Here is an 8,927-nt window from a genome sequence, read left to right as displayed (position 1 = left end):
TGCCTCCAGTCGCCGCCGCGACCGCGATGGCGTTTTCGAACGCTTCAAACGTCATGATGTCGCGCGGGCGGATGCCCTTCTCCAGCAGGTCCATCACCGTCTTGCCACAGGCCACGGCGAACTCGTCGCGCGTCTCATCGATGGCGGGGAGCGAACCGCTGCCCGGGAGCGCCATGCCAATCGCCTCGGCGACGCAGGCCATGGTGTTGGCGGTGAACTGACCGCCGCAGCTACCCGCCACCGGGCAGGCCGCGCATTCCATCGCGTATAGCTCTTCGTCGGTGATCTTGCCGGCAGCGTGGGCGCCCACCGCCTCGTACACATCCTGAATCGTGACGTCCCGGCCTTCGTACTTGCCAGGCAGGATGGTTCCGCCGTACAGAAACACGGACGGCAGATTCAGCCGCGCCATCGCCATCAACATGCCGGGCAGGCTCTTGTCGCAACCGGCCAGACCAATCAGGGCGTCGTAGCGGTGGGCGTGCATGACCAACTCGACCGAGTCGGCGATGACCTCGCGGCTGACGAGCGATGCCCGCATGCCTTCGTGCCCCATGGCGATGCCATCAGAGACGCTGATGGCGACAAACTCGCGGGGCGTGCCGCCGGCTGCCCGCACGCCAGCCTTGGCGGCCTGGGCCTGACGATCGAGCGTGATGTTACAGGGGGTGACTTCGTTCCAGGTGCTGGCCACGCCGACAAATGGCAGCCGCAGATCGTGGTCTTTGAGTCCCATGGCGCGTAGAAACGCGCGAGCCGGCGCGCGGCTGGCGCCTTCGGTCACTTCCTGGCTGCGAATCTTGTGAGTCATGGCATCGCCTCTCGCTCGCGCCGCGGCAGGCGGCGTCGAAATGTGATGAAGAAAATAGTTAGTTCAAATAGTGGTCAACGGCGCCAAAATCGAAGTCAGCGAGTCTCTGGCGGCGGTCACCTGGCGCACCGCCTCTTCGGCCGTGGCGGCCAGCGCCGTCAGGTGCCCCATTTTACGCCCCACACGCGGCGCCGCCTTGCCATAGAGGTGCAGTTTCACCTCGGGGCTGGCGCAGGCCGATTGCCAATTGGGCTCCCCCGTCGCCCAAAGGTCGCCCAACAGATTCGCCATGGCCGCGGGGCGGAGCAGTTCGGTGGCGCCGAGCCGCAATCCGCAGATCGCGCGCAGTTGCTGCTCGAATTGGCTGGTCACGCACGCATCGAAGGTGAGATGCCCCGAATTATGCGGGCGCGGCGCCAATTCGTTAACCAACAATTGGCCATCGCGCGTGACAAAAAACTCGACGCACAATACGCCCACCACGTCGAGCGCGTCCATCACTCCCCGGGCAATTTCGATCGCGTCTGCCTCCAACCGCTGCCGGGCAGGCGCGGCCAGCGGGGCGAACGAGACATCAAGAATGTGATGCGCGTGCGTATTGTGAATCAGACCGAAGTGGGCGAAGTCCCCATCCAGACCGCGCGCCGCGACCAGCGAAACTTCGTAATCAAAGTCGATCCACGCCTCCAGCACGGCCTCTGCGGTGTTGAGGCCCTGCCAGGCGCTGGCCGCCTCCGCCGGCGATTGAATCCTGACCTGTCCCTTGCCGTCGTAGCCCCAGCCGGCGGTCTTGAGCACGGCCGGCGCGCCGAGCGTGGCCAAGGCCGCGTTCAACTCATCGAGCGAGCGGACGGCGGCGAACGGCGTCACCGGAAAGCCGTGGTCGCGCAGAAACGTCTTTTCGCGCAAGCGGTGCTGCGTGGTGTGCAGCACCGCGCCGCCAGGCCGGACGGGCACATACCTGGCCGCAGCCTCCGTCGACGCCGCCGACACGTTTTCGAACTCGAATGTCACCACGTCGACCTGCCGCGCAAAATCGCGAACAGCGTCCAGATCGTCATAGGATGCCCGCACCTCCAGGTCGGCCACTTGACCGGTGGGAGTGTCGTAATCGGGCGAGAATGTATGTACGCGGTACCCCATGCGCCGCGCCGCGATGGCGAACATGCGGCCTAGCTGACCGCTGCCGAGCACGCCAATAGTGGCGCCGGGCAACACCGCCGCGCTCATGGCAATGTTTCCTCGCTCACGCGGCGGGCTTGCTCTGCTCGAAACGCCGTCAACTTGTCGCGCAAGGCAGGCTGCTCGCCCGCCAAGATGCTGATGGCCAATAGCGCCGCGTTCTTCGCCCCCGCCTTGCCGATAGCCAGCGTGGCCACAGGGATACCGCCGGGCATCTGCACGATCGACAACAGCGAATCAAGCCCCTTGAGCGATTGGCTCTCGACCGGCACGCCGAGCACCGGCAGCGTGGTGTGCGAGGCGACCATGCCCGGCAGGTGCGCCGCGCCGCCAGCGCCGGCGATAATCACCTTCAGACCGCGCTGTTCGGCCGACTGCGCGTAGTCGCGCATCGCATCGGGAGTGCGATGGGCCGAAACGATGCGGCACTCGTGGGCAACGCCAAATTGGGTGAGGATTTCGTCGGCCGCGCGCAGCGTTTCCCAGTCGGATTTGCTGCCCATGATGACGCCCACCTGTGGCGCGTCGCTCGCGGCCTTGGCCATATCGGCAATCTCGCGGAATCGGCCTAAAATCGCCCTGAGAAACGTTCCATTCGACTAATTGAGCCTTGTGGTGTCAATGCGCCGATTGGCTGGCGCGCGGCCACTCGGCACGGCGAACGACCGCGCTCAGCACATTGTCGGCGAGGTGGTTTGGCCGGTACGAAAAAGAAAAGGGCTACGTGAACCGCTTTCTTAGCGCCCACGCGAACACACATCCAATCACCGCCAGCGCTGCCGTGCCGGGCTCAGGGACGGTTGCCACACGGAACCCGGTGAAGCTGACAGTGATATTCGCTAAGTAGAACCTAGTCGAGGACTGTAAGGTGTGCTCGAAGGCGACAGTACCACCACCCCGCAGGCCCCGATTCGTTCCATAGATGAGCGATTCATTCCATTCCCAAAGGTTGCCCCCTTGGTCCGCTGTGCCGTAGAAGCTGTCGCTCAAGGGGCCAGCGCTGCCGACTGTCGTCACGTTTGCCTCCGGACCGTTCCAAATGGCGCCACTTCGGTAGTTGGCGACGTTCGCGCCCGGGTTGCTGATGTTCCCCACGCTATCGGCCGTGGCCACCGTGGGCGCCGTATTGCTGGCCGTCGGATAGAGCCAGTAGTTGTCACTGTCCCCTCCTTGCGCCGCCGGCTGATGATAGGCCGCCTTGTACCATTCGTCTTCGCTCGGCAGGAACCAGATTGCGCCCGTGTTGCGGGTGATGCTGTTGCCATTGCTCGGCGTGGGCGTGCCGCCCAAGAGCGTGTACGCGCCTGTCTCCGTGTCGCCGGCGCCTTGGCCGTTGTTGAGCCAGTTGGCAAAGCGAATGGCGTCGTACCAGCTTACGTTGTTCACCGGCTTGTCCCCCATGTTGGGCATGGTGGAGTACGTGTAGTTGCCGAAGTCGCCGCTGCGCACGATACCGCCGGTGGGACTAACGCCCATGAAAATGTCGTAGAGGTCCAACGGGTCGCTGGCCGCCTTCGCGTTCAAGAACTCGGCGTACTGCGCGTTGGTCACTTCAGTCGTGCCGATGCGGTAGTAGTAATCAACACTGCCGTAACCAGTCAGCGGATCGGCCGCGTTCCCCGCGTTGCCCACCGGCACGGTGGGAATGGTCACGGCCGAGGCAGGCGCGGCGAAGGCCATCACCAGCAGGACAGCAAGCGCCAAAGCGGCGCTCATGGAGAAAAGAGGGCGAGTTGGGTTATGGGTCATTGATGATTCCTCTGCGGAGATCGAAGCGTTGGCGTAGCTACCGGTTGGGAGCGCCGCAAGAGCAGAGGTCAGACTGCCGAACCACGCCGACTGGCGTGTCTTGGACAACCCACGAAGGAAGCCACAGTGTGTCGCTGCAATGTCACGGCGCGCCGAGTGAACTCGCGATCCAGACGACGAATCAGTTGCAATGCATTAGCGAAACCAAGGACTTCGGAGGAGGTACCAAAACCTTTATAATCGCTAAAGCGACAACCGCGCCCAAACGGTGCAAAAAAAAATCAAAATTCCTTGGTGCGCCTAAGAAAACCGCCCCCCCAGCGGTCCAATCGACACCGGCACGCCAAGGTTCACTTAGCGGCGACGCGACCCGATCCGGGCCACGGACCCGGCGACTGCTCGGGCATTTCCTTTGTGGCTTGCTCGGTGCGGTACAGCCGAAATCCGCGCGCCTCGTAGTTCGCCACGGCATGAGGATGATCGAACGAACAGGTGTGCAGCCACACCCGACTGGCGGGTTTTTCCCAGGCCCGTCGCACGGCGAACGTCAGCAGGTATTTGCCGAGTCCTTGGCCGGTGAATTGGGGCAACAGTCCAAACATCGCCAACTCCACATCGCCATGTGGCTGGCCATCGAGCTCAAAGTAGCCCGCGGGCGTGCCAGCCAGATAGGCGATCCAGGTTTCGTGTCCTGGCCGCGCCAGATAGCGCCGCCACTGGTCGTAGTCCCAGTCGAGTCGATCGATCCAATACCAGTCGGCGCCAACGGAGGTGTAAAAGAAGCGATTCAACTCGGGGTATGGCGCGCCGACCGGCAAGATCTCCAGCGGCGCCTCGGGGGGCGGCGCTGCCAAAAGCTGGCCAGGATCGGTCATTTCGAGATGCCACAGCGTTTCGATCGCCTGCATGTTATTTCCACAGCTTGCGGTCGAGCAGGCGATAGTTGATCGCCTCGCTGATATGAACGGCGGTGATCGAGTCGCTTTGATCCAGATCGGCGATGGTCCGCGCCACGCGCAGCACCTTGTCGTGCGCGCGGGCCGATAGGCCCAGTTCGCTCATGGCCGCTTTCATCAACTCCTCGCCAGCGCGGTCGAGCGCGCAAAACTGCCGCAATTGCCGGGGCGTCATGCGGGCGTTGGTGCGCGTGGTGCTGCGCGCGAAACGCTGTTCTTGCAGTTCGCGCGCGGCGACCACCGCGGTGCGCATCTCGGCGCTGGTCGTTCCTTGCTCTTCGCTGCGCAGATCGCGATAGGCGACGGCGGGGACTTCGAGGTGGATATCGATCCGGTCCAGCAGCGGGCCGCTGATCTTGGCCATATAACGGTCGATCTGCGGCGGCGTGCAGTGGCAGTCGCGGCGCGGATCGTTGCGGTAGCCGCAGGGGCAAGGATTGAGCGCGGCGACCAGCATGAACCGCGCCGGAAACGTGGTGCTGGACAGCGCCCGACTGATGGTGATGGTGCCATCCTCCAGCGGTTGGCGGAGCACCTCCAGCGTGTGCCGGTTGAACTCGGGCAACTCGTCGAGAAACAACACGCCATTGTGCGACAGGCTGATTTCGCCCGGCGAGGGAGTCGAGCCGCCGCCGCACAGACCGGCGTCGCTGATGGTGTGATGCGGGCTGCGATAGGGCCGGATGAACAGCAAAGGCTGCCCGGCGGGCAAAAGGCCCATGGCGCTGTAGATGCGCGAGGTTTCCAACGATTCGGCCGGAGTCAGTTCGGGCAGGATGGTCGGCACGCGTTTGGCCAACATGGTTTTGCCAGAGCCGGGCGGCCCCAGCATGAGAATGTTGTGCCCGCCAGCGGAAGCGACCGTCACGGCGCGCTTGGCCATCTCCTGGCCGCGCACGTCGGCAAAGTCGATTTCGTATTGAGCGTGCTGCTCAAACAGATCACGGACGCGCGGCGGCGTGGGCTCGATGTCGATGGCGCCCGCCAGAAACGAAACGGCCTCGGTCAGACTGGCGATCGGGATGACTTCGATGCCTTCGACCACGGCCGCCTCCGCGGCGCTGGCGGTGGGGACCAGCATGCCGCGCAGATCGCGGTCGTTAGCGGCGGCGATCGCCATCGACAGCGCGCCGCGCGTGGGGCGTGTGCTGCCGTCGAGCGCCAGCTCGCCCACCACGGCATAGTCGTTCAAGCGATCCGACAGAAACTGCCCGCTCCCGGCCAGAATGCCTAGGACGATTGGCAGATCGAACGAGGCCGCCTGCTTGGGCAGTTCGGCCGGGGCGAGGTTGATGACCACTCGATTTTGCGGCCGCTCGAATCCGCTGTTGACGATGGCGCGCTCCAACCGCGGCACGCTCTCTTTGACCGCGGCCTCCGGCAGACCGACGAGAATGGTCTTGGGCTGCGCGCCGGGAGAGACATCGACTTCGACCTCAACCGGCACCGCGTCGATGCCGAGCAAGGAAAAGGTGCGTAGCTTGGCCAGCATCGCGCGTGCGAGCCCCCGTGGTGGGCAAATGTTTAGAGATGGTCGACGCGGTATTGTGACTGGCGACATAGCGCGGAGCAACTGGCCGCGAGAAATCCAGCGCGCGATTCATGCGCGGCGGCGGTTGAGGTGCCCTGCATGGCCTTAACGGTTGCAGGATCGCCGGCGCGAAGTGAGCCAGCCTGAGACTGCGACTAATGTGGTGGCAAGGACCAAAAGCTGGATGGCAGCGGGTTCCGGGATCGGCTCATATTCCACGTAGAAATATGGGTCGTTGAAGCGCGGGTTCAAGTCGTTCCACCACATTGCAGCATCGGTGTGCGCGGCGTCCTCATGCCCATTGAGATCGTTGGGCTCGCCCGGCCACCAATTCGCATAGTCGAAAGTTTCGCCCGTGACCCATCTCCAACCGCCAGCGGGCTCGCTGAAATCGGGCGCAGTCGTATCCTGAAAGAGGCCGATCCAGTACTTTCCCAACGGGAGATTCTGGCGAATGAAGTCCAATTCGGCCGCGGATGTCATTGTCAATAAATGACCGGGCAATCCGTCATACTCTCGCGCGGCCGCAGCGTCGCGCGCGGCAAACCAGTCCATCGGTTGTTGCACGGCTTCGTAGTAGTGCCCATTGCCGCCGTCATGCACATCCCAGCGCAGCGGCGCGGCTACTGCATCATGCCGAGTCTGCAAGAGCGCAATCAACAATACCAATAAGTACAAAAATTGCGGCGCACGAATCATCGACAACATAAAATCCTCGCGAGTGGAGAGCACTTGGAACCAAATTGCAGTTCTGCTCTAACTCACGAGCGGTCTCGCCAGATGTTGGCGTGCGGTGGCCTAGCCCTTGCTGGCCTCGGGGGCTTTCCACGACCCTGGCGGCTGTGGGAACGATCCCATTTCGACCTGGAGCTTGCCCAGCCCTAGCCGCACGCCGCCATTCTCGCAGGCGGCGCGAGCATGCTCCGGATCGCCCGACGCCTCGAGCACGGTCTTGATGTCGGCGGCCGACAGCCCGCGCGCCAGCATGTCGCGTTTGAGCATGGCGTCGATCTCCGCCTGATGAGTGCGGCGGTTGTAATCGGTGACAAACACAATCGCCACGCAGGCAATCACCACGGCGGCGATCAGAAACAGCACGATCAACCAGGGATGCGTTTGGAGAAGGTCGAGCATGGTCGCGGCTCCGATTTCACGTTCCACCATTGCGACGGTCTCCCAGGTATTCGGCGGCGGCAAGAATTTATTGTACGCCGAGGGGCAAGCCGGGTCATTTCTTGGTTTCGGCCCCGGAAATCGCCGGTAAACCGGGGCGTTCCGCCGCTGGACCGTTGCCGTTTTCTGGTGGACCTGACCAATCGCGGCGTCCGCCACGCTCAAAAGTGCTCGGCGTGAAGCTGCGCAGCCAACCCTTGCGCCAAAAGAAATACAGCATGCCCACGCTCACCGCAACCATCACCACCCACACGCCGACATAGCCCAGCGGCATGTTCAGTTCGGGCATGTTCCAAGGCGAGGCGTCGGTGTTGAAGTTCATCCCATAGATACTGGTGATGAAAGTGAGCGGAATGAAAATAGTGGCGATGATGGTGAGCACCTTCATCACCTCGTTCATGCGATTGCTGGCGCTGGAGACAAACAAGTCGGTCAGGCCAGACGCGATCTCGCGATACACCTCCACCAGGTCGATAATTTGCACCGTGTGGTCATAGCAATCGCGCAGGTGCAGGCGTGTCTCATTGGACACGATGTCGTGCGGATCGCGCAGCAGCGTGTTGATCGCCTCGCGCTGCGGCCAGATGGCGCGGCGCAGCAAGATCAGCTCGTTCTTGATTTCGTGAATCCGCGAGACGCTGTGCAAGTTGGGCGCGGTGAGCACCTCGGCTTCCAACTCGTCGAGCATTTCGCCGTAATGCTCAAGCGCCGGAAAGAACGCGTCGATCACCGAGTCGAGCAAGGCGTAGGCCAGGTAATCGGGGCCGCTGGCGTGCAGCATCCCGCGCGCGTTGCGCAAGCGCTCGCGCACCGGGTCGAACGAGTCCCCGGGAAACTCCTGAAAGGTGATCACGAAGTTCCGCCCCAAGAACATGCTGAGTTGCTCGGTCTCGACATGCTGCCCGTGATTCACCATGCGGGCCGTGACGAACAGGTAGTCGCCATAGTCCTCCACCTTGGCGCGCTGGTGGGTGTTCATCACATCCTCGAGCGCCAAGAGATGCAGACCGAAGACCTGGCCAATGCGGGCGATGACGTTTTCGTCTCCCAGCCCGTCGACATTCAGCCAGCCGACGGGATAGTGTCCCAAAATCTGCTTCAGTTCTTCCGGATCGCGCAGTTCTCGTTCGACGAACTGTTGATTGCCGTAGGCAATGACCTTGAGCACCGGCCGAGGCGAATTGGGATTGGCCTTGAGCGTGCCCGGCGGCGCGCCGGGCGCCGTGCGACGCGCGAAATAGAGCTTGCCGCGTTTTGCCCTACGTTTCGCGGCCCGACCGTTATTAGCCACGCTGGCGCCCTTGCGATGAAGAAACTCAGATGCCCATTTGCGCCAACGCGTCGATCACGCTGCGCACCGTGCCGGCCAGCGCGGGATGGCTCCCCTCGAACTCGGCGGCCGCCTCGGCAAGCTGCGCGCGGAGCGGATCGGGGGGCGATGACTCCGATTGATCCTCGTCCGCGCTGGGTTGAGCCAGCACGCCGCGCACTTCGCCGAGCGTGCGCTCCAGCAATTCGCGCGATT

10 protein-coding genes are annotated in these 8,927 nt (G+C 63.1%); all 10 read right to left on the bottom strand.

Going from position 1 to position 8,927, the window contains the following annotated elements; all coding sequences use genetic code 11:
• Positions 1–811: dihydroxy-acid dehydratase (locus tag K1X71_20530; GenBank protein MBX7075535.1), on the bottom strand; the 811-nt coding region annotated here is incomplete at its 3' end.
• A gap of 63 nt (positions 812–874) precedes the next feature.
• The gene (locus tag K1X71_20525; protein MBX7075534.1) at positions 875–2,041 is read right to left on the bottom strand and encodes a 5-(carboxyamino)imidazole ribonucleotide synthase; all 1,167 of its coding nucleotides are present in this window, start codon (positions 2,039–2,041) and stop codon (positions 875–877) included.
• Positions 2,038–2,496 carry a 5-(carboxyamino)imidazole ribonucleotide mutase gene (gene purE, locus K1X71_20520; GenBank protein ID MBX7075533.1) on the bottom strand — a complete coding sequence of 153 codons (459 nt, stop codon included), beginning with the start codon at positions 2,494–2,496 and terminating at the stop codon, positions 2,038–2,040. The genes K1X71_20525 and purE overlap by 4 nt, the downstream gene beginning before the upstream one ends.
• 217 nt (positions 2,497–2,713) lie before the next feature.
• Entirely contained in the window at positions 2,714–3,742 is a 1,029-nt protein-coding gene (locus K1X71_20515; GenBank protein MBX7075532.1) for a formylglycine-generating enzyme family protein, read from the bottom strand.
• Between the two features lie 350 nt (positions 3,743–4,092).
• Positions 4,093–4,650 (bottom strand): GNAT family N-acetyltransferase, encoded by a 558-nt coding sequence (locus K1X71_20510; GenBank protein ID MBX7075531.1) that lies wholly within the window; start codon positions 4,648–4,650, stop codon positions 4,093–4,095.
• A gap of 1 nt (position 4,651) precedes the next feature.
• A complete protein-coding gene (locus K1X71_20505; GenBank protein MBX7075530.1) occupies positions 4,652–6,190 on the bottom strand; it encodes a YifB family Mg chelatase-like AAA ATPase in 1,539 nt (512 codons plus the stop codon).
• Positions 6,191–6,334: 144 nt separating this feature from the next.
• Positions 6,335–6,937, bottom strand: a complete 603-nt coding sequence (locus K1X71_20500; protein ID MBX7075529.1) for a hypothetical protein — start codon at positions 6,935–6,937, stop codon at positions 6,335–6,337.
• 90 nt (positions 6,938–7,027) lie between these two features.
• The gene (locus K1X71_20495) at positions 7,028–7,363 is read right to left on the bottom strand and encodes a hypothetical protein (protein ID MBX7075528.1); all 336 of its coding nucleotides are present in this window, start codon (positions 7,361–7,363) and stop codon (positions 7,028–7,030) included.
• A 94-nt stretch (positions 7,364–7,457) separates the two neighbouring features.
• Positions 7,458–8,693: a magnesium/cobalt transporter CorA gene (gene corA / locus K1X71_20490; protein ID MBX7075527.1), complete on the bottom strand. Its 1,236-nt coding sequence runs from the start codon at positions 8,691–8,693 to the stop codon at positions 7,458–7,460.
• Positions 8,694–8,718: 25 nt separating this feature from the next.
• Positions 8,719–8,927 (bottom strand): DUF4404 family protein (locus K1X71_20485; GenBank protein ID MBX7075526.1); only part of this gene is annotated, 209 nt, incomplete at its 5' end.

It is taken from the genome of Pirellulales bacterium, assembly GCA_019694455.1.
In the GTDB taxonomy this organism is placed as follows: Bacteria; Planctomycetota; Planctomycetia; order Pirellulales; family JAEUIK01; genus JAIBBY01.
This window is presented reverse-complemented; position numbering and strand designations above follow the sequence as displayed.